Origin of the sequence: Micromonospora sp. NBS 11-29 (genome assembly GCF_002140155.1) — a bacterium.
GTDB lineage: Bacteria > Actinomycetota > Actinomycetes > Mycobacteriales > Micromonosporaceae > Micromonospora.
Genome location: NZ_NAPR01000007.1, coordinates 452,142 through 471,786, shown reverse-complemented (window position 1 = coordinate 471,786; position 19,645 = coordinate 452,142). Strand labels below are relative to the sequence as shown.

The window sequence follows — 19,645 nt, the reverse complement described above, 5'->3', positions numbered from 1 at the left end:
CGCCGTGTCCAAGCTGATCATCGGACGGTTCCTCGCCCGTCACCTCGATCCGGAGCCGAAGTCGCGGAGCCAGTTCGCGCTCCGCCGGCCGAGCGTCACCGACGCCCGGATCCGGCTCGGCCTGCGCGAGGAACACATCATCGCCGACGACGCGCTGGGCCCGGTGGTCGCCTCGGACGACGACAGCCATCTCATGACCATCGCGCCCACCGGCGCCGGCAAGGGCCGGGACGTGATCATCCCGAACCTGCTCAGCTACGAGGGTTCGGTGGTGGTGCTCGATCCGAAGGGCGAGAACTACGACGTCACGCACGCCCACCGGCGCGACGCGCTGGGCCACGAGATCGTGCTCCTCGACCCGTTCGGGGCCAGCAGCGGCAGCCGGTCCGACCGCGGTTCCCTGAATCCCTTCGACGTGTTCGCCGAACTGCGTCGCGGCAACGAGGACGCCGAGGAGCCGGAGGACTTCGGGCGGCTCCTGTCTGACCTGCTGATGGGGGGCGAGAAGTCGACGGTCGAGCCGTTCTGGGACGAGATGGCCCAGCTCCTGATCGCCGGTCTGACCACCCACCTGATCACCGCGGAGGCGGAGGCGGAGCCGGCGGGCACGTCCTCGCTGACCCTGCAGAAGCTGCGCAGCCGGCTGTTCCAGAGCGACCTGCTGATGTACCTGGCCGAGGCGTTGGACGACGACCGGGACGGCCGGATGCCGGCCGGCACCCGGCAGGAGTTCCAGATGCTGCTCGGCGTCGACCAGCAGAAGACCTTCCCCAGCATCGTGGTCACGGCGGCCCAGCAGCTCGCGCCGTTCAGTTCCCGCCGGACCGTGGACGCCACCGACCGTACGAGTTTCCCTCTCGCCCACCTGGTGGACCCGGGCCGCCGCATCTCGATCTACGTGGTCGTGCCGCCGCACAAGCTCCGCACCCATCAACGCCTGCTGCGCGCGTGGGTCGGCTGCCTGCTCTACTACGTGATGAACAGCCGGACGATCAACCAGTCGCGCCTGCTGTTCCTCATCGACGAGGCGGCGCAACTGGGCCGGTTCTCGCTGCTCCAGGACGCGATCACGCTGCTGCGCGGGTACGGGCTGCGCACCTGGACCTTCTGGCAGGACCTGGCGCAGCTCACCAGCATCTACCAGGGCGTCGGCGAGACGATGATCAACAACTCCGGGGTGCTCCAGGTGTTCAGCCCGGCGAACTTCGGCGCCGCCGCCGAGCTGTCCCGACGGCTCGGGGTCAACGTGGGCGAGCTGTTGCAGTTGTCCCCCGGCGAGCAGGTGGTCGCGTTCAAGAGCGAGCAGCCGACGCGGATGCAGCGGTTCAACCACCTCACCGACCCGGTGCTGCGGGAGTGGGCCGCGCCCAACCCGCGGCACCGCTGACCGACGCCGGCCGGCGCGTCAGGACGCGGCCCGGACCAGGTCGACGAAGTGGCGGTGCAGGCGCAGGTCTCCGGTCAGCTCGGGATGGAACGAGGTGGCCAGCAGATTGCCCTGCCGGACCGCGACGATCCGGTCGGCGGCCGGGCCGTCGGTCACCCGGCCGAGCACCTCGGCCTCCGGTCCGACCCGTTCGACCCACGGCGCGCGGATGAACACCGCGTGGAACGGGCCGCCGTCGACCCCGGCGAGCACCACCGGCGCCTCGAACGAGTCGATCTGACGGCCGAACGCGTTACGCCGGACGGTCATCTCGATGCCGGCGAAGCCGCGCTGGTCAGGGCGGCCGTCCAGCACCTCGGTGGCCAGCATGATCATGCCGGCGCAGGAGCCGTAGACCGGCATGCCGCCGGCGATCCGCTTGTCGATCGGGTCGCGCATCTCGAAGATGTCCACCAACTTGCTGATCGTGGTGGACTCGCCGCCGGGCACCACCAGGCCGTCGACCGCGTCCAGCTCGACGGGCCGGCGTACCGGGCGGGCGTCGGTGCCCGCGCCGGCCAGCGCCGCGACGTGCTCGCGTACGTCGCCCTGCAACGCGAGCACACCGATCACCGGTACGGCCATCCAGCACTCCTCTCCCAGGTGTTAAGAGGGGGCCCCGCCTATACCGAAGGCGTTAAGAAGGGGCCCCTCCTTACAAGCTCACCAGCCTCGGTCGGCGAGGCGGTGGGGGGCGGGGATCTCGTCTACGTTGATGCCGACCATCGCCTCGCCCAGGCCCCGGGAGACCTTCGCCAGCACGTCCGGGTCGTCGTGGAAGGTGGTCGCCTTGACGATGGCGGCGGCCCGCTGCGCCGGGTTGCCCGACTTGAAGATGCCCGAGCCGACGAAGACGCCCTCGGCGCCGAGCTGCATCATCATGGCCGCGTCCGCCGGGGTGGCGATGCCGCCGGCGGTGAACAGCACGACCGGCAGCTTGCCCCGCTCGGCCACCTCCTTGACCAGCTCGTACGGGGCCTGAAGCTCCTTCGCCGCGACGAACAGCTCGTCGGCCGGCAGGGTCTGGAGCCGGCGGATCTCCTGCCGGATCTTCCGCATGTGGGTGGTGGCGTTGGAGACGTCCCCGGTGCCCGCCTCCCCCTTCGAGCGGATCATGGCGGCGCCCTCGGTGATCCGGCGCAGCGCCTCGCCCAGGTTGGTCGCGCCGCAGACGAACGGCACGGTGAAGGCCCACTTGTCGATGTGGTTGGCGTAGTCGGCCGGGGTCAGCACCTCGGACTCGTCGACGTAGTCCACGCCGAGCGCCTGGAGGATCCGCGCCTCGACGAAGTGGCCGATCCGGGCCTTCGCCATCACCGGGATCGACACGGCGGAGATGATGCCGTCGATCATGTCCGGGTCGCTCATCCGGGACACCCCGCCCTGGGCGCGGATGTCGGCGGGCACCCGCTCCAACGCCATCACGGCCACCGCACCGGCGTCCTCGGCGATCTTCGCCTGCTCGGGGGTGACCACGTCCATGATCACACCGCCCTTGAGCATCTCGGCCATGCCCCGCTTCACGCGGGCGGTGCCGACGGCGGTGGCGTCGGTGGACGGGGAGGTGGTTTCAGACACGGTCATCGCTCCTCGGCGTGCTCTCTCTCCGGGTGGCTGCGCCGGAATGCTATGACCGTGCCGGCGCCGATCCGACAGCCAATCGACCCCCCGGTGGCCTGTCTTGCGGCTGCGCGTCACGGCCCGGCCGGCACGTCCGCCCGGGTCGCCAACGTGGGATCGTCGATGTCGAAGTAGCGGGGCCACTGGCGTCCCCGCCCCATCCGGAACAGCCGCACCACCGGTCGGCCCCGGGCCGACCGGGCGTCCCGGACCAGGTCGGTGTGCACCTGCCGGGCCAGCGCCAGCCGCCGGCTGGCGGCGATCACCGCACCGCAGGCCGGGTCGTCGGCATCCAGCCGTACGCCGCGCAACTGCCGGGTCAGGTCGTTCTCCGCGGCCTCGCGCTCCTCCGGGGCGGCGTCCAGCGCGATCCGGGCCGCCGCGTACAACTCCACGCCGTACCGCTGCTCGGCCAGCACCGCGGCGGCGGCCGCGCGGCGCATCAGGTGCGCGTCCAGCGCGCGGGCCGCCGACTCCGCGCGGACCTGGAGCCGCTGCACCCGGCCGGCGGTCCAGATCAGGTACGCCGAGACCAGCCCGAGCACCCCGACCGCGCCCGCCACCCACCACATGCCCGGCATCGTAGTGCTGCTCCTCATCCCGGCCGGCCGTCGTGGGGACCGGTCGACACGCTCGTCCCAGCGGCCGCACCGGCCACCCTGGTCAGCCCAGCCCCGCCCACTCCTGGTCCATGACCCGGCCGTCGGTGGCCTCGATCGCGGCTGCGTATACCTCCAGAACCCGGCGGGCAACCACGGGCCAGTCGAAATTCGTCACCACCAGGTCGCCGGCGCCGGTCAACGCGGCCCGCTGCCCGGCGTCGTCGAGCAGCTCGGTCAGCGTGGCCCGCAACTCCACCGCGTCCCCGGTCGGAAAGAGCCGGCCGGCCCGGCCGCCGTCCAGCACCCGGCGGAACGCGTCCAGGTCGCTGGCGACCACGGTGGTGCCGGCGGCGAGCGCCTCGGTGAGGATCATCCCGAAGGACTCCCCGCCGGTGTTCGGCGCGACGTAGAGGTGCACGCTGCGCAGCATCCGTGCCTTGTCCGCCTCGGAGACGAGGCCGAGGAACGTGATCCGGTCGCGCAGGTCGGCCGGGAACCGGCCGAGCAGCTCGTCGGCGTCGCCGGGCCCGGCCACCAGCAGGCGCAGCCCGGGGCGGTGCCGGGCGAGCGCGACGAACGCGTCGCGCAGGATCGGGAAGCCCTTGCGCGGCTCGGTGAACCGGCCCAGGAAGCCCAGCGTGCCGCCGCGACCCGGTGCGCACTCTCCCGGCCAGCCGGGCAGCGGCGGCACCCCCGCGAACTTCGCCACCGCCACCCCGTTGGGGATCTCCACCGCGCCGCCGTCCATGTGCTCGACCTGCACCTTGCGCGCCAGCGCGCTGACCGCGATCCGAGCGGTGATCCGCTCCAGCAGGATCTGGAGCACGCCCTGCGCCGCCGACAGCACCCGGGACCGGGTCATCGCGGTGTGGAAGGTGGCCACCACCGGACCCCGGGCGCAGAGCACCGCCAGCATCGACAGGCTCGGCGTGAGCGGCTCGTGCACGTGCAACACATCGAACTCGCCCCGGGTGATCCACCGGCGCACCCGGGCGGTGGAGACCGGGCCGAAGGCGATCCGGGCCACCGACCCGTTGTACGGCAGCGGCACCGCCCGCCCCGCCGACACCACGTACGGCGGCAGCGCCGCCTCCTCGTCGGCCGGCGCCAGCACGCTCACCTCGTGGCCGAGCCCGAGCAACGCCTCGGCCAGGTCCATGACGTGGTTCTGCACCCCGCCCGGCACGTCGAAGGAGTACGGGCAGACGATGCCGATCCGCATGGCGTCCCCCTAGACCGTCCCGGTGGTGGCCGGTGGCTGCGGCGACGTCGGCGACCCACCCGGCCCCTGGTCCAGCCACATCCGCTGCAACATGTGCCAGTCTTGCGGATGCCGGGCGATGCCCGCCGCCAGACCGTCGGCGATTCGCTGGGTCACCACCCGGACCCGGGCGTCCAGCGGGGCGCTGTCCTCCGCCGGCAGCGGCAGCGGTCCGTCGATCGAGGCGCAGGCGGCGTCCGGCTCGTACCACATCGAGGCCACGTAGAGCGGGGCGCCGGTGCGGATGGCCAGCAACGCCGGGCCGGCCGGCATCCGGGTCCGACCGCCGAAGAAGTCCACCTCCACGCCCCGGGCGGAGAGGTCACGGTCGGCGAGCAGCGGCACCACGGAACCGGCGCGCAGCCGGTCCACCAGCACGTCGAACGCCGGACGCGGGCCACCGCGGTTGGGCAGGATCTCCATCCCCAGCCGCTCCCGGAACGTGACGAACCGCTCGTACACGCCGTCCGGCAGCCGCTCCGCCACCGTGGTCATCGGCCAGCCGGTGGCCGCCACCCAGGCGCCGGCGGCGTCCCAGTTGCCGGCGTGCGGCAGCGCCACCACCGCGCCCCGACCGGCCGCCACGTCGGCGGCGAGCAGTTCCGCGCCGTCGAGGCGGAACCCGGCGAGGATCTCCGCCCGGCTCAGGCCGGGCAGCCGGAACGCCTCCATCCAGTAGCGGGCGTACGAGCGCAGGCCGGCACGGACCAGCGCGTCCAGCTCCGCCTCGGGCAGCTCCGGGCCGACCACCCGGCGCAGGTTGGCGCGCAGTCGACGCGTACCCCCGCCGTTGCGGCGGTGGGCGCGGTCGGCGCCCACCCGGAAGGTCGCGGCCGCGACGGGCCGGGGCAGCGCCCGGATCAGGCGCCAGCCCGCGACGAAGCCCGCCTCGGTGAGGTTCACTCCGCGCCGACCCGCTGGGCCTGCCGGTAGACGTGTGTCATCCGCTGCCCCACCGTGAAGATCGAGACGGCGGCGAGCAGCCAGAGCGCGATCTCCAGGGCCGGATCGAGGCCGAGGCCGGTGAGCAGGCCGCCGACGCCGACGATGAGCAACCGTTCGGTGCGCTCGGCGACGCCGACGTTGGCGCTCATACCGAGCCCCTCGGCGCGGGCCTTGACGTAGGAGACCAGCCCGCCGGCGGCCAGGCAGACCAGCGCGGCGGCGACGCCGGAATACTGGTGCTCGGTGGCCAGCCAGTACGCGACCGCGCCGAAGACCGCGCTGTCGGCGACCCGGTCCATACTCGAGTCGAGGAACGCCCCGAACCGGGTGGAGCCGCCGCTCATCCGGGCCATCGTCCCGTCGAGCAGGTCGGTGAGGGCGAAGACCGTGACGATCAGCGCACCGGCGACCAGATGGCCGCGTGCGCCGAAGCCGAGCGCGCCGACGAGCACGCCGACGGTGCCGGTCACGGTGACCGCGTTGGGGGACACACCCGCGCGGAGCAGTCCGCGCGCGATCGGCTCCACGACGCGGGTCATGCCCGCTCGGGCCGTCACTTGGAAGATCTTCGCCATGGCGGTCCCACGATAACGGCCGGCGGCGGTCGGGGACACAGCCGGGCGTGCGACCCGCCCGGCGGGCCTTGTGCGGGCATCGGCGGAGGTGTCTGATCGAGCGTGGGAGGTGAGCCAGCTCACCGGAACACCGGTCGGCGTGCCCGTCCCGCAGGAGTCCACCGGAAGATATCGCCGCGGCACCCGTCGGGGTCCGCTTCCCCGTCGCCCGCGGCGGTCGCCACCACCACCGGTTGAGGGAGGTGCGCCGCGATGGCGCAGAAGAACGAGAAGGGTGTCACCGGCGGCGCGCCGGTGGTGACCGAGCCCGGCAGGGTTCGCAACGTGGTGCTCGTCGGGCACTCCGGCGCGGGCAAGACCACACTGGTCGAGGCGTTGCTCGCGGCCAGCGGCACGATCGGCCGGGCCGGCGCGGTCAGCGAGGGCACCACGGTCTGCGACCATGACCCGGCGGCCGTCCGCCAGCAGCGGTCGGTGAGCCTGGCCTGCGCGCCGCTGATGCACCGCGACGTCAAGGTCAACCTCCTGGACACACCGGGCTACGGCGACTTCGTCGGCGAGCTGCGCGCCGGGCTGCGCGCGGCCGACGCGGCGCTGTTCGTGGTCTCCGCGGTGGACGGGATGGACGCCGCGACCGCCGCGCTGTGGGAGGAGTGCGCCGCGGTGGACATGCCGCGCGCGGTCGCGGTCTCCCGGCTCGATCACCCGCGCGCCGACTTCGACGAGGCGGTGGCGCTCTGCCAGCGGGTCTTCGGCGACAACGTGCTCCCGCTCTACCTGCCGATGCTCGGCGACGACGGCGAGTCGGTGGCCGGCCTGATGGGCCTGATCACCCGCCGGGTGTTCGACTACTCCGCCGGCCTGCCGGCGGCGGTGCGCGAACCGGACCCGCAACACCTGCCGGCCATCCAGGAGAGCCGCGACGAGCTGATCGAGGGGATCATCGCGGAGAGCGAGGACGAGACCCTGATGGACCGCTACCTCGGCGGCGAGGAGATCGACCCCGAGGTGCTGATCACCGACCTGGAGACGGCGGTCGCCCGCGGCCACTTCTATCCGGTGGTGCCGGTCTGCGCGGAGACCGGCGTCGGCCTGGACGCGCTGCTGGACGGCCTGGTCGCCGCGTTCCCGTCGCCGCTGGAGCACGATCTGCCGGCGGTCACCGGCCTGGACGGCTCGCCCCGCCCGCCGTTGACCTGCGACCCGGACGGCCCGCTGGTCGCCGAGGTGGTCAAGACGACGGTGGACCGGCACGTCGGGCGCGTCTCGCTGGTCCGGGTCTTCTCCGGCACGCTCCGCCCCGACCAGGTCGTCCACGTCTCCGGGCACGGCCTGGCCGAGCGCGGCCACCCCGACCACGACGCCGACGAGCGGGTCGGGCACGTCTACAGCCCACTCGGCGCGACGCTGCGCGAGGTGTCGGCGTGTGTCGCCGGCGACCTCTGCGCGATCACCAAGTCGGGCAGCGCGGAGACCGGGGACACCGTCTCGGCCAAGGACGAGCCGCTGCTGATCGCGCCCTGGGAGATGCCCGAGCCGCTGCTGCCGGTGGCGATCGTGGCGCGCAGCCGGGCGGACGAGGACGCGCTGGCCCGCAACCTGTCCCGGCTGGTCGCCGGCGACCCGACGCTGCGGCTGGAGCGCAACCCGGAGACCCACCAGTTGGTGCTCTGGTGCATGGGCGAGGCGCACGCCGACGTGGTGCTCGACCGGCTGCGCGGCGGCGGCGTCGAGCTGGACACCGAGCCGGTGCGGGTGGCGCTGCGCGAGACGTTGACCGCCGCCGCCCGGGGGCACGGCCGGCACGTCAAGCAGTCCGGCGGGCACGGCCAGTACGCGGTCTGCGACATCGAGGTGGAGCCGCTGCCCCGGGGCGCCGGCTTCGAGTTCGTCGACCGGGTGGTCGGCGGCGCGGTCCCGCACACCTACGTCCCGTCGGTGGAGAAGGGCGTCCGGGCGCAGATGGAACGCGGCCTGGTCGCCGGTTTCCCGGTGGTCGACCTGCGGGTGACGCTGGTCGACGGCAAGGCGCACAGCGTCGACTCGTCCGACGCCGCATTCCAGACCGCGGCCGCGCTGGCGCTGCGCGACGCCGCCGAGAAGGCCCAGCCGACGCTGCTGGAACCGGTCGATGAGATCACCGTCCGGATCCCCGACTCCTCCGTCGGCGCGGTGATGGGCGACCTGTCCGGCCGGCGCGGCCGGGTCCTCGGCACCGAGCCGGACCCGGACACCGAGGGCCGCACCCTGGTCCGTGCCGAGGTGCCCGCCACCGAACTGCTGCGGTACGCGGTCGAGCTGCGCGCGATGACCGCCGGCACCGGCACGTTCCGCCGCGCCTTCGCCCGCCACGACCCCATGCCCACCCACCTGGCCGACCAGGCCCGCAAGGAAGCCACCCGCTAGCCCCCTCCCCGCCCCCGCCCCCGCTCCCCCCTCTCGCGATCTTGCACTTACGGCCCCCACAAGCGGCGCATTCCGGACATCTCGCGGCCCACAACCGCAAGATCGGCGGAGGGCGGATAGATCTTGGCAGGATATGGCCCCTATGGCGGCGCGTTTTTGCCAAGATCTCTGGCGCCCCTAGGGCGGAAGGCGCGTCTCGCTGAGCGGGAGCGCGAGGGGTGAAGGCCAGGGCGGGGGGATACGCGTCCTTCGGGTCAGGGGCGGGCGGCGGGGACGGGGGGCATCGGCCAGTGGGGGCGGTCGGCGTCGCGGCGTGCGGCCGACCTGACCGCCGCGAGCCGCCGTTCCACCTCGGCGAAGTGGTCCGGGTCGAGTGGGCCGCGCTCCATCGCGGCGGCGTTCTCCTCGACCTGGGCCACCGTACGGGCACCGGGGATCGGCACCGCCCGGCCGCTGCGTGCCCAGATCCAGCCGAGCGCGCCCTGGGCCAGGGTGCGGCCGTCGGCGGTGAGCGCGCCCCGGACCGCGGCCACCCGGCGTAGCCACTCCGGGGCCGGTCGGCCGCTGCGGAACCACTCCAGCCAGGTCGGGCCGAGGCCCCGCACGTCGTCTCGGGGCAGCGTCGACTCCGGCGTGTACTTGCCGGTGAGCAGGCCCATCCCGAGCGGCCCCCGGGCCAGGCTGGCCAGGTCGTGCTTGTCACAGGCGGCCAGCATGGCCGGGGCGTCCCGGAGCACCGACAGCGCGTGCTGCACCGCGGCGGCCCCACGGGCGACCTGGGCGAAGGCGGCGGCCCGATCGGCCCGGTCGGTGCTCCACCCGTAGGACCGGACCAGGCCGTCGGTGACCAACTCGTCCAGCGTGCCGATCAGCGCCTCGGCCCGGGGCAGCGGCAGGTCACCGAGGTGAAGCTGGTAGAGGTCGATCCGGTCGGTGCCCAGCCGGCGCAGTGAGTCGACCACCGCCCGACGCAGGTACTGCGGCGAGGCGTTCTCCCCGGTGGCCTGCCGGCTGTGCTCGTCGAACGTGTATCCCCACTTGGTGGCGATCACCGCCTCGTCGCGCCGGCCGGCGAGGGCCCGCCCCAGCACCCGCTCGCCGTGCCCGGCACCGTACGTGTCGGCGGTGTCGAAGAGCGTGACGCCGAGATCGAGGGCCCGGCGGACCGCCCGCACCGACTCGTCGTCGTCGACCGCGCCCCAGCCCAGCGGCCGGGCGCCCTCGGCCCACGGGCCGCCGATCGCCCAGCACCCCATGCCGAGGGCGCTCACCTCGATGCCGCTGCGACCCAGCGGCCGCGTGCTGACTGCCATCGTCGAATCCTGTCACCTTCCGGGCACCCGCGGGCGTCTTCGTCACCGCGGACGGCAGCGACTCGTCACCCTGCGTCACGTCACCAGGCGACACTCCGGGCGCGGCGCGGAGGAGGGCGCGCCGACCTCGCGCCGGGGAACTGGGCTCCCGGGCCGGGCCTCAGCGGGCGTAGGCCAGCAGCACGAGGGCTTCCTGACCCGGCCAGGCCCCGGTGAGCCGGCCCGCCACGGGTCCACCAGGCGTCGGCGAGACGCCGGTCGGATCGGGTCGCCGGACCAGAGCCAGCTCCACACCCGCGGCCCGGATCAGCGTCGGGTCGCCGTCCGCCACCTCGTCGATCGGACCGGGCGGCCACTCCCGGTCGGTGCGGCTGCCCGCCACGGTCATGCTCGGGTCGCGCACCTGCCGTTCGCCGTCGACCTCGAAGTACTCCTGCGCCTGACCGGCGTCGGCGAGCACCGCGGCGGCGAGCGCCGGCGGGTAGACCGGGTCACCGCAGGCGTCGTACACCCAGCGGCGGCCGAGCACCGAGTGCTCCATGACGCCGACGAGGAAGCGGTCCGCGTCGGCCAGCGGGGCACCCCGGTAGGTCAGCGGCACCTGGAGCACCGGGCCCTCGCCGGCCCGGACCAGCAGCGTCTCCATGCCGACCGCGCCGGCCGGATCGTCGAACCGGTACGCCGCCACCCGGGTCACCGGCGCGCCGGCCTCGCCGGCGAACCAGGAACGCCCGGGCAGCCATCCGACGAGCAGGTCCAGTTTCGAGGGGCGGATCTCCGCGCGATGCAGCAGGGCCATGCGCGCGATCGTACTGTCGGCGGGGTGCCGCCGGTCAGGCCGGCCACGCCTTGGCGAGCAGGTCCCGGGTGTCGGTGAGCAGTTGCGGCACCACCTTGGTGCGGCCGATCACCGGCATGAAGTTGGCGTCGCCGCCCCAGCGCGGCACCACATGCTGGTGCAGGTGCGCGGCGATGCCCGCGCCGGCCACCCCGCCCTGGTTCATCCCCAGGTTGAACCCGTGCGCGCTGGACACCTGCCGGACCACCCGCATGGCGGCCTTGGTGAACACGGCCAGCTCGGCCGTCTCCGGCGCGTCCAGTTCGGTGTAGTCGGCGACGTGCCGGTAGGGGCAGACCAGCAGATGCCCGGGGTTGTACGGATAGAGGTTGAGCACCGCGAAGACGTGCTCGCCGCGCGCGACCACCAGGCTCTCCTCCGGCGGCAGGCCGGGAGCCAGGCAGAACGGGCAGCCGGCCGGCTTCTCGTAACCGCCCTCGGGCCGGTCCTCCCCGGAGATGTAGGTCATCCGGTGCGGCGTCCAGAGCCGCTCCAGGCCGTCCGCCAGACCACTGTCCGCGTGCCGCTCCACCCCTGTCACCCCCTGATCCTACGGCGGCCGCCAGACTCGGCCGAGCCCGACCCTTATCGACGTACGTAGATGTTGTGGGGAGCGGTTCCCGCCTTCGACAATCCCTCCACGCATCACGACAGTGATCGATAGAGGGGATCGTCATGAGGAAGCTCATCCACCGGCTGGGCCGGGCCCTGGCCGCCGGCGTGCTCGCCGTCTGCGCCACCGGCGTGGCGGTGACCGCCACCGGCGGGGCCGCGTACGCCGACGGCTGCTACACCTGGGGCCGGTCGCTGGCGTCCGGCGCGACCGGCGAGGACGTCCGGCAGTTGCAGATCCGGCTCGCCGGCTACCCCGGCTACAACGCGGTCCTCGGCCTCGACGGCTCCTTCGGGCCCGCCACCCGCAGCGCCCTGATCCGCTTCCAGCAGGCGTACGGCCTGACCGCCGACGGCGTCGCCGGCCCGCAGACCTACAACAAGCTGTACGCGCTCCAGGACGACGACTGCACCCCGGTCAACTTCGCCTACGCGGAACTGAACACCTGCAACAGCAACTGGTCCGGCGGCGCGGTGTCGGCGGCCACCGCGCGGGCGAACGCGCTGGTCGCCATGTGGAAGCTCCAGGCGCTGCGGCACGCGCTCGGCGACCAGTCGATCCGGGTCAACGGCGCGTTCCGCAGCTATGCCTGCAACAGCGCGGCCGGCGGGGTCGCCAACAGCCGCCACCTCTACGGCGACGGCGTCGACCTCGGCTCCGGCCCGCACTCCCTGTGCCGGCTGGCCCAGCAGGCCCGCAACCACGGCTTCCAGGAGGTGCTCGGCCCGGGCTACCCGAATCACAACGACCACACGCACGTGGCCACCGCCCCGTACCACCTCTGGTCGGCACCCACCTGCGGCATCTGACCCGCTGAGGCGGGGCCCCGCTCAATCGTCGAGTGTTAAGCGGGGCCCCTTCCTCTACCGCAGGCGTTAAGAGGGGGCCCCTCCTTACGCGGTGGGGTTCGTGTTGGTGCGGGACTCGACCACGTCGCGGACGTGCGCCACCGCCTCGTCGATCGGCACGCCGTTGCGCTGCGAACCGTCCCGGTAGCGGAACGAGACCGTGCCGGCGGCCACGTCGTCGTCCCCGGCGATCACCATGAACGGGATCTTCTGCTGCTGGGCGTTGCGGATCTTCTTCTGCATCCGGTCGTCGCCCAGGTCGACCTCGGCCCGGATCCCGTGCCGGCGCAGCGTCGACGCGAACTCCTCCAGGTAGTCGCCGTGCTCGTCGCGGATCGGGATGCCGACCACCTGCACCGGGGCCAGCCAGGCCGGGAACGCGCCCGCGTAGTGCTCGGTGAGCACGCCGATGAACCGCTCGATCGAGCCGAACTTGGCGCAGTGGATCATCACCGGCTGCTGCCGGGTGCCGTCGGCCGCCTGGTATTCCAGCCCGAAGCCCTTCGGCTGGTTAAAGTCGTACTGGATCGTCGACATCTGCCAGGTGCGGCCGATGGCGTCCTTGGCCTGCACGGAGATCTTCGGGCCGTAGAACGCCGCGCCCCCCGGGTCGGGCACCAGGTCCAGGCCGGTCTCCCGGGCGCACTCCTCCAGCACGGCGGTGGCCGTGGCCCAGTCCGAGTCGGTGCCGACGAACTTGTCCGGCCGCGAGTCGTCACGGGTGGACAGCTCCAGGTAGAAGTCGTCGATGCCGAAGTCACGCAGCAGGCTGAGCACGAAGCCGAGCAGGTGCTTGATCTCGGCCGGCGCCTGCTCCTTCGTGCAGTAGGAGTGCGAGTCGTCCTGGGTGAAGCCCCGCACCCGGGTCAGCCCGTGGATCACGCCCGACTTCTCGTACCGGTAGACCGACCCGAATTCGAACAACCGGATCGGGAGCTGCCGGTAGGACCGCCCACGCGACCGGTAGATCAGGTTGTGCATCGGGCAGTTCATCGCCTTGAGGTAGTAGTCGCTGCCCTCCATCTCCATCGGCGGGAACATCGTGTCCTTGTAGTAGGGCAGGTGTCCCGACGTGTGGAAGAGACCTTCCTTGGAGATGTGCGGCGTCCCGACGTACTGGAAGCCCTCCTCGATGTGGCGGGTGCGGACGTAGTCCTCCATCACCCGCTTGAGCACGCCACCCTTGGGGTGGAAGACGGGCAGGCCGGAGCCGATCTCGTCGGGGAAGCTGAACAGGTCGAGGTCCGCGCCGAGCTTGCGGTGGTCGCGCCGCGCCGCCTCCTCCAACAGCTTCAGGTACGCCTTCAGCTCGTCCCGGGTCGGCCACGCGGTGCCGTAGACGCGCTGGAGCTGCGGGTTCTTCTCCGACCCGCGCCAGTACGCGGCGGCCGAGCGCATCAGCTTGAACGCGCCGATCAGTCGGGTGTTCGGCAGGTGCGGGCCCCGACACAGGTCCGACCAGCAGACCTTCTCCTCGTTCGCGGCGAGGTTGTCGTAGATGGTCAGCTCGCCGCCGCCCACCTCCATCACCTCGGAGGAGTCCAGCCCCTCGCCCTTGACCTCGATCAACTCCAACTTGAACGGCTCGGCGGCCAACTCGGCCCGGGCCTCGTCCAGGCTGGAGAACCGACGCCGGCGGAACCGCTGGCCGGACTTGACGATCTCCTGCATCCGCTTTTCGAGCTTCGTCAGGTCGTCCGGCTGGAACGGCTTGTCGACGCCGAAGTCGTAGTAGAAGCCGTTCTCGATCGGCGGGCCGATGCCGAGCCTCGCCTCCGGGAAGACGTCCTGCACCGCCTGCGCCAGCACATGCGCGGTGGAGTGGCGCAGCACGTTCAGGCCGTCCGGGCTGTCCAGCCCGACCGGCTCGACCGAGGTCTCCTCGGACGGCTTCCAGTCCAGGTCGCGGAGCTGACCCTGCGGGTCGCGGACCACCACGACCGCCTTCGGGCCGGTGGTGGGCAGGCCGGCCGCGGCCACCGCGTCGGCCGCCGTCGTCCCGGCGGCCACGACGACGGGGTCGGCCACGACGGGGGTACGGGGTGCGGACACGGTGACTCCTGTCGTCGACGGTACGGATCTGCCGGGTGACCGGCTCCTGCGATGCTATCGGTCGCCCGAACCCGCGCCGTCGCCGACGCGGACCCCTGCGGTGACGAGTTCCGTGCCACGTTGAACCTTTCCGCCGCGCCACCCGAACTACCGGGTGGGGCCGGAGCCGGTACCGACCCCAGTCGACGAGGATGGGGACGACCATGAGTATGACCCGTCGGGGCCGATGGGCGTCGGCACTGCTGGCCGCCGCGCTCGCCGGCGCGGTGAGCTGGCCGGGTGCCGCGAGCGCCGCCGGGGTGACGGTCACGACCTCCCCCGGTGAGGTGCACCAGGGCGACGCGATCGAGCTGTCCGTGGTGGTGCCCGCGGACCGGCCCGGCACCCGCACCACGAAGGTCGAGCTGACCATGCCCGCGGACGCGCCGATCGGCGAGGTCTACCCGCTGTCCGTGCCGGACTGGGCGCCGACCATCACCACCCGCACCCTCGACCAGCCGGTCCCCGGCATCCACGCCTCCGAACTGAACCAGGTGACGCACGCCGTGACCTGGCTCCGGGTAACCACCGGCGGCACCGGGGCGACCCGACTGCCGCTCGGCATGGGCCCGATGCCGGCCACCGACCGGCTCGTCTTCACCGTCGTGCAGACGTACGCCGACGGCACGGTGGTCCGCTGGGCGGATCCGGCCGGCGGCGCGCACCCGGCGCCCACGGTGGCGCTGCTGCCGCCGTTGCCGGGCACCGCCACCCACGGCGGCGACACGGGCCCGGGCGGCGCGGGCTCGGGCGGCGCGGCGCACGGCGGCCACGGCACCGTCGGCGGCGGCCAGAACGGCGCGGCACCGGACGGCGCGGCACCGGACGGCGCGGCACCGGACGGCGGCACCGCCGGAGGCCCGACGGCCGGGGCCACCGACGACGGCCCGAGCGCGGACCTCCTGCTCGGCGGCGGCCTGCTTGCCGGGCTGGCCGGCGGAGCGGCGATCGGCTGGCTGTTCAGCCGCCGCCGGCGCGGCACCCTGACCCTGCCGTCCGACACCGCCGACTCCCCCACCACCACCGCGCCCGGCCCCGACCCCGACGTCCACGTCGACGCNCCCCGCCGCCGACAGCCACCCCGGCGCCGCCCCCCACCCCGATGCCAACAGCCACCCCGCCGCCGCCACCCACCCCGGCGCCGACAGCCACCCCGATGCCGACACCCACCCTGGCGCCGGCACCCATCCCGACCTGAGTAGCCAGCCGGACCCCAGTGCCCAGCCCGACGCCAGTAGCCAGCCCGGGGACCGGGACTCCACCCCGCTGGCACCCGCAACCGACGCCCGACCCTCCGGCGAGCCCGTCACCGTAGGCGCACCGGGCAAGCGCTCCTGACCATCACCACACGAAAGCCCGCAAAATGGGGCATTCCATCACATCCAGAAGAACAGGGATCTTGGACGAACTGGCCCCAGAGGGGCCATCGCCCACCGATACCCTGATCGCCCAGCAGCGAGATCCATACCAGTTCGCCGAAGTGGCGCCTTCCTGACCGGGCGATGCCACCACATCACCGAACTGGCGACGTCGCCGTTCACCCGTCCACACCTCGGGATCATGGTCCCACGGGCCGGGACCCGCGCGTAGGCCTGGCACGAGAGCCTCCTCCAACAGGCTCAACCCGATCCTGGACTGGGCCACCCCAGGTGACGAGATGGCCCAACTCCCGGGTGTTGCAACCACCGGTTGAGCACGCGAGAGGGGCCGCCTCGCACCAGGATCTCGGCCCCTGCCGTCCTCGGCATCGCCAGCGCGCCAGTTCGCCGAAGTGGCGCCTTCCTGACCGGACGATGCCACCACATCACCGAACTGGTGCTGCCGCCGGCTGGCCCAACTCCTCCCTGGCAACCACCGGTTTAGGCAGGGCAGGGTCGAGAGGGCGCGGTCAGGTCAGGGTGGTGAGCCAGGCGGGGAGCGGTTCGCGGGCCGCCAGCCAGCCCTCCGGGACGCCACCGGGCGTACCGACCCCGGCGTGCGCCGCCACGATCCCGCCCACGATCGCCGCCGTGGTGTCCACGTCACCGCCCGCCTCCACGCAGGCGCGGATCGCGGCCGGGTAGTCGTGCAGCAGCGTGGCGGCGACCCAGAGCGTGAACGGGACGGTGTCCTGCGCGGTGACCCGGGAGCCGTTGCCGACCGCGTCGACCACCTCGGCGGCCGGGTGACCGAGCAGCGCGGCGGCCCGGCGTACGCCCCGGTGCACCTCGCCGGCCGGGTCGAGCGCGGCGGCGACCGTGGTGAGCAGCCGGGCCGGCTCGGGCCGGTCGCCGTCGAGGCGGGCGCGGGCGGCCAGCGAGGCGGCCACCGCCACCGCCACCGCGCCGGCGACGCCCTCCGGGTGGGCGTGGGTCACCTCGGCGCAGGCGCGGGCCGCGTCGGCGGCCCGGCGGGTGGAGTCGGCGTGCCAAGCGCCGAGCGGCGCGACGCGCATGGCCGCGCCGTTGCCGCAGGAGCCCTGCCCGTCGAAGGCGGACGCGGCGGCCACCGGCCACGGGGTGCCGGTGCGGATCAGCCGCAGGATGGTCACCGCGCCCGGGCCGTAGCCCCGGTACGGCTCGCAGCGCTCGGCGAACGCCGACGCCAACCGGTCCTGGTCGATCCGGCCGTCGGCGGCCAGCTCGGTCACCACGGAGCAGGCCATCTCGGTGTCGTCGGTCCACTCCCAGGGCGGCGCGGGCAGCCGACCGGCGGCCAGGTCACCCGGGTGCCGGCCGGGCACGAAGAACTGGGAGCCGAGGGCGTCGCCCACCGACAGGCCGGCCAGCGCGTCGCGGGCGAGCGTCAGGCGTGTGTCGGGGAAGAGGGTGAACGTCATCGCCGTCCCAGCTTGCCCGGTTCCCCGGGCCGCCGCAACGCGATCGACTTGCCCCGCCGAGTACGGTGCTGACGTGGCAACTGTCCTGCTGGTCGAAGACGACCACGTCGTGCGTGGCGCGATGCTGCGGTCGTTGACCGACCGGGGGCACGCGGTGCACGCGGTCGGCACGGCGCTGGACGCGTTGCGCCGGGTCGCGGCGGAAACGCCGGACCTGGTGGTGCTCGACCTGGGCCTGCCGGACCTGGACGGGTCGGACGCGCTGCGCATGCTGCGGGGCATCACCGACGTACCGATCATCATCGCCACCGCCCGCGACGACGAGCAGTCGGTGGTCCGGCTGCTGCGGGCCGGCGCGGACGACTACATGGTGAAGCCGTTCACCGGCGCGCACCTGGACGCCCGGATCACCACCGTGCTGCGCCGGGCCGGGCGGGCGAGCCGTACGGTGCAGCCGGCCGTGCACACGGTCGGCGGCCTGCGGGTGGACGTGGGCGAACGCAGCGCGGTGCTGGACGGGGAGCCACTGGCCCTGACCCGCAAGGAATTCGACCTGCTGGCGTATCTCGCCGCGCGTCCCGGCCGGGTAGTGTCCCGGCGGGAACTCTTGGAGGAGGTATGGCGGCAGCCATCGGTCGGCGAGGACCAGACCATCGACGTTCACCTGTACTGGCTGCGCCGCAAAATGGGCGAGTCCGCGGCGAAGCCCCGTTACCTGCGCACCGTGCGGGGGGTCGGCTTCCGGCTGGTGGCGCCCGACTGAGGCCGGCGCTGGCCTGGCTCACCGCCGGCATGTGCAGCCTGGTCGCGCTCGCCTTCCTCGTTCCGCTCGGAATCAGCCTCTCCGACCAGTCCCGGGAGGAGAAGCTGGCCGACGCCGCGCGGCGCGGCGCGCTGGTCACCGGCGCGTTGGCGGTCAGCACCGACCCGGAGGTGGTCGCGCGGGCGGTGGCGGCCAGCGGTGACGATCCGGCGCTGCGGCCGGTCGTGCACGGCATCGGGGCCGACGAGTCCGCCGGCCGCGCCGACGCGTCCGCGTTGGCCGACGCCGCCGCGCAGCGGCGCTCGGTGGTGACCGAGGTGGACGGTGGGGTGCTGCGGCTGGACCCGGTGGTGCTCGGTGACCGGGTGGCCGTGGTCGAGGTCTTCGTACCCGACGAGGTGCTCGACGGCGGCGCGGGCGGGCGGTGGCTGCTGTTGCTCGCGGTGGCGTTGGCCCTGGTCGGCGCCGCGGTGGTCGTGGTGGACCGGGTGGCGGCCCGGGCCGTGGACGCCACCGGCGACCTAGTGAAGGCCGCCCTCGCGGTGGGCGACGGCGAGCTGGGGGTACGCGTCGAGCCGACCGGCCCGCGGGAGCTGGCCGAGGCCGGGCACGCGTTCAACCGGATGGCGGAACGGCTGGTCGCGCTCCGCGCCGACGAGCACGAACTGGTCGCCGACCTGTCGCACCGGCTGCGGACGCCGCTGACCGCGCTGCGGCTCGACGCGGAGGCGCTGGAGTCCGACGACACCAGCATCGGCACGTTCAGCGAGGCCGAGCTGGACCGGCGGCGCGGCATCCGGCGGATCCGGCAGGCCATCGTCACGCTGGAGGGCGAGGTCGACCAGTTGATCAAGACGACCCGCAAGGCGGTCAGCCAGGAGACCGCGCCGGCGTCCTGCGACGTCAGCGAGGTGGTGCGGGACCGGATGGTCTTCTGGTCGGCGTTGGCCGGCGACCAGAACCGGCCGCACCGGGTGGTCGGGGCGCAGTTGCGCATCCCGGCGCCGGTGCCCCGGGCCGAGCTGGCCGCCGCGCTGGACGCGGTGATCGGCAACGTCTTCCGCTACACGCCGCAGGGCACCGCGTTCGAGGTGGCGGTGAGCCGGCGGGACGGCTGGGTGGCGATCCGGATCGACGACGCGGGGCCGGGCATCACCGACCCGGACCGGGCGCTGCGCCGCGGCGAGAGCGACCAGGGCTCGACCGGGCTGGGGCTGGACATCGCCAAGCGGGTCGCGTTGCAGGCGAACGGCTCGGTGAGCATCGACCGGGCCCGGCTCGGCGGCGCCAGCGTGGTGATGCTGCTGGCCGACCCGGACGCCGCGCCCCGACCGGTCAACCGGTTCGGTCTGGTCGGCCGGATGACCCGGGAGGCCCGGGAGCCGCGCTCCGGACGGCGCTGGCCGCGCCCGCGCTGACCGGTGGCTGTGGGCCGGCGCAAGTTCTCCTTAGGAGTGGTTTAACGACGGCCACGGACGCGCCATGGAATGTCAGGATCTCTGACAGAACCCACCAGTTCCGTCGGC

At 73.4% G+C, this 19,645-nt stretch carries 17 protein-coding genes; 6 read left to right on the top strand and 11 right to left on the bottom strand.

Translation table 11 applies throughout. The annotated features are described in order from the left end of the window. The first annotated feature begins 4 nt into the window (after positions 1-4). Positions 5-1,387, top strand: a complete 1,383-nt coding sequence (locus B1205_RS12390; RefSeq protein WP_089155728.1) for a type IV secretory system conjugative DNA transfer family protein — start codon at positions 5-7, stop codon at positions 1,385-1,387. A gap of 18 nt (positions 1,388-1,405) precedes the next feature. Here B1205_RS12390 and pdxT read toward each other — a convergent pair whose 3' ends face one another. From pdxT to pgsA, 6 genes are all read right to left on the bottom strand, one after another. After that, the gene (gene pdxT, locus B1205_RS12385; RefSeq protein ID WP_089155727.1) at positions 1,406-2,011 is read right to left on the bottom strand and encodes a pyridoxal 5'-phosphate synthase glutaminase subunit PdxT; all 606 of its coding nucleotides are present in this window, start codon (positions 2,009-2,011) and stop codon (positions 1,406-1,408) included. Between the two features lie 78 nt (positions 2,012-2,089). Then, positions 2,090-3,010 (bottom strand): pyridoxal 5'-phosphate synthase lyase subunit PdxS, encoded by a 921-nt coding sequence (pdxS, locus tag B1205_RS12380; protein ID WP_089155726.1) that lies wholly within the window; start codon positions 3,008-3,010, stop codon positions 2,090-2,092. Positions 3,011-3,120: 110 nt separating this feature from the next. Continuing rightward, positions 3,121-3,627: a hypothetical protein gene (locus B1205_RS12375; RefSeq protein WP_089155725.1), complete on the bottom strand. Its 507-nt coding sequence runs from the start codon at positions 3,625-3,627 to the stop codon at positions 3,121-3,123. A gap of 82 nt (positions 3,628-3,709) precedes the next feature. Next, positions 3,710-4,870 (bottom strand): glycosyltransferase family 4 protein, encoded by a 1,161-nt coding sequence (locus B1205_RS12370; RefSeq protein WP_089155724.1) that lies wholly within the window; start codon positions 4,868-4,870, stop codon positions 3,710-3,712. Between the two features lie 9 nt (positions 4,871-4,879). After that, a complete protein-coding gene (locus tag B1205_RS12365) occupies positions 4,880-5,812 on the bottom strand; it encodes a phosphatidylinositol mannoside acyltransferase (protein WP_089155723.1) in 933 nt (310 codons plus the stop codon). Beyond that, positions 5,809-6,429 (bottom strand): phosphatidylinositol phosphate synthase, encoded by a 621-nt coding sequence (gene pgsA / locus B1205_RS12360; RefSeq protein WP_089155722.1) that lies wholly within the window; start codon positions 6,427-6,429, stop codon positions 5,809-5,811. Before pgsA ends, B1205_RS12365 begins: the two co-directional genes overlap by 4 nt. A 252-nt stretch (positions 6,430-6,681) precedes the next feature. Between pgsA and B1205_RS12355 the strand changes: the two genes are divergently transcribed. Then, positions 6,682-8,835 (top strand): elongation factor G-like protein EF-G2, encoded by a 2,154-nt coding sequence (locus tag B1205_RS12355; RefSeq protein WP_089155721.1) that lies wholly within the window; start codon positions 6,682-6,684, stop codon positions 8,833-8,835. A 254-nt stretch (positions 8,836-9,089) separates the two neighbouring features. Here B1205_RS12355 and B1205_RS12350 read toward each other — a convergent pair whose 3' ends face one another. The 3 genes from B1205_RS12350 to B1205_RS12340 form a co-directional block, all read right to left on the bottom strand. Continuing rightward, entirely contained in the window at positions 9,090-10,148 is a 1,059-nt protein-coding gene (locus B1205_RS12350) for an aldo/keto reductase (protein WP_089155720.1), read from the bottom strand. Positions 10,149-10,308: 160 nt separating this feature from the next. Further along, a complete protein-coding gene (locus B1205_RS12345) occupies positions 10,309-10,947 on the bottom strand; it encodes a CG0192-related protein (RefSeq protein WP_089155719.1) in 639 nt (212 codons plus the stop codon). Positions 10,948-10,981: 34 nt separating this feature from the next. Beyond that, entirely contained in the window at positions 10,982-11,527 is a 546-nt protein-coding gene (locus B1205_RS12340; RefSeq protein ID WP_089155718.1) for an HIT family protein, read from the bottom strand. 134 nt (positions 11,528-11,661) lie between these two features. On the opposite strand from B1205_RS12340, the gene B1205_RS12335 reads away from it, so the two are divergent. Beyond that, positions 11,662-12,408 carry a D-Ala-D-Ala carboxypeptidase family metallohydrolase gene (locus B1205_RS12335; RefSeq protein ID WP_089155717.1) on the top strand — a complete coding sequence of 249 codons (747 nt, stop codon included), beginning with the start codon at positions 11,662-11,664 and terminating at the stop codon, positions 12,406-12,408. An 84-nt stretch (positions 12,409-12,492) separates the two neighbouring features. Here the strand turns inward: B1205_RS12335 and thrS are convergent, their stop codons facing one another. Beyond that, the gene (thrS, locus tag B1205_RS12330) at positions 12,493-14,499 is read right to left on the bottom strand and encodes a threonine--tRNA ligase (RefSeq protein ID WP_089155716.1); all 2,007 of its coding nucleotides are present in this window, start codon (positions 14,497-14,499) and stop codon (positions 12,493-12,495) included. A gap of 191 nt (positions 14,500-14,690) precedes the next feature. On the opposite strand from thrS, the gene B1205_RS12325 reads away from it, so the two are divergent. Continuing rightward, positions 14,691-15,740, top strand: coding sequence for a YcnI family protein (locus B1205_RS12325; protein ID WP_441338471.1), 1,050 nt, complete (start codon positions 14,691-14,693; stop codon positions 15,738-15,740). 686 nt (positions 15,741-16,426) lie between these two features. On the opposite strand, the gene B1205_RS12320 is transcribed toward B1205_RS12325, so the two are convergent. Next, positions 16,427-17,356: an ADP-ribosylglycohydrolase family protein gene (locus B1205_RS12320; RefSeq protein WP_089155715.1), complete on the bottom strand. Its 930-nt coding sequence runs from the start codon at positions 17,354-17,356 to the stop codon at positions 16,427-16,429. Between the two features lie 73 nt (positions 17,357-17,429). Between B1205_RS12320 and B1205_RS12315 the strand changes: the two genes are divergently transcribed. Beyond that, complete coding sequence (locus tag B1205_RS12315) at positions 17,430-18,119, top strand: response regulator transcription factor (protein ID WP_089155714.1); 690 nt, start codon at positions 17,430-17,432, stop codon at positions 18,117-18,119. Positions 18,120-18,148: 29 nt separating this feature from the next. Then, entirely contained in the window at positions 18,149-19,537 is a 1,389-nt protein-coding gene (locus B1205_RS12310) for a HAMP domain-containing sensor histidine kinase (RefSeq protein WP_176308558.1), read from the top strand. The last annotated feature ends 108 nt before the right edge of the window (positions 19,538-19,645 follow it).

Excerpts from the sequence above, each read along its gene's own strand:
- B1205_RS12350 (WP_089155720.1), bottom strand. The coding sequence starts at position 10,148 with ATGGCAGTCAGCACGCGGCCGCTGGGTCGCAGCGGCATCGAGGTGAGC.
- B1205_RS12320 (WP_089155715.1), bottom strand. The coding sequence starts at position 17,356 with ATGACGTTCACCCTCTTCCCCGACACACGCCTGACGCTCGCCCGCGAC.
- pdxT (WP_089155727.1), bottom strand. The coding sequence starts at position 2,011 with ATGGCCGTACCGGTGATCGGTGTGCTCGCGTTGCAGGGCGACGTACGC.
- B1205_RS12310 (WP_176308558.1), top strand. The coding sequence starts at position 18,149 with ATGTGCAGCCTGGTCGCGCTCGCCTTCCTCGTTCCGCTCGGAATCAGC.
- pdxS (WP_089155726.1), bottom strand. The coding sequence starts at position 3,010 with ATGACCGTGTCTGAAACCACCTCCCCGTCCACCGACGCCACCGCCGTC.
- B1205_RS12370 (WP_089155724.1), bottom strand. The coding sequence starts at position 4,870 with ATGCGGATCGGCATCGTCTGCCCGTACTCCTTCGACGTGCCGGGCGGG.
- B1205_RS12375 (WP_089155725.1), bottom strand. The coding sequence starts at position 3,627 with ATGCCGGGCATGTGGTGGGTGGCGGGCGCGGTCGGGGTGCTCGGGCTG.
- B1205_RS12335 (WP_089155717.1), top strand. The coding sequence starts at position 11,662 with ATGAGGAAGCTCATCCACCGGCTGGGCCGGGCCCTGGCCGCCGGCGTG.
- B1205_RS12355 (WP_089155721.1), top strand. The coding sequence starts at position 6,682 with ATGGCGCAGAAGAACGAGAAGGGTGTCACCGGCGGCGCGCCGGTGGTG.
- pgsA (WP_089155722.1), bottom strand. The coding sequence starts at position 6,429 with ATGGCGAAGATCTTCCAAGTGACGGCCCGAGCGGGCATGACCCGCGTC.
- B1205_RS12345 (WP_089155719.1), bottom strand. The coding sequence starts at position 10,947 with ATGGCCCTGCTGCATCGCGCGGAGATCCGCCCCTCGAAACTGGACCTG.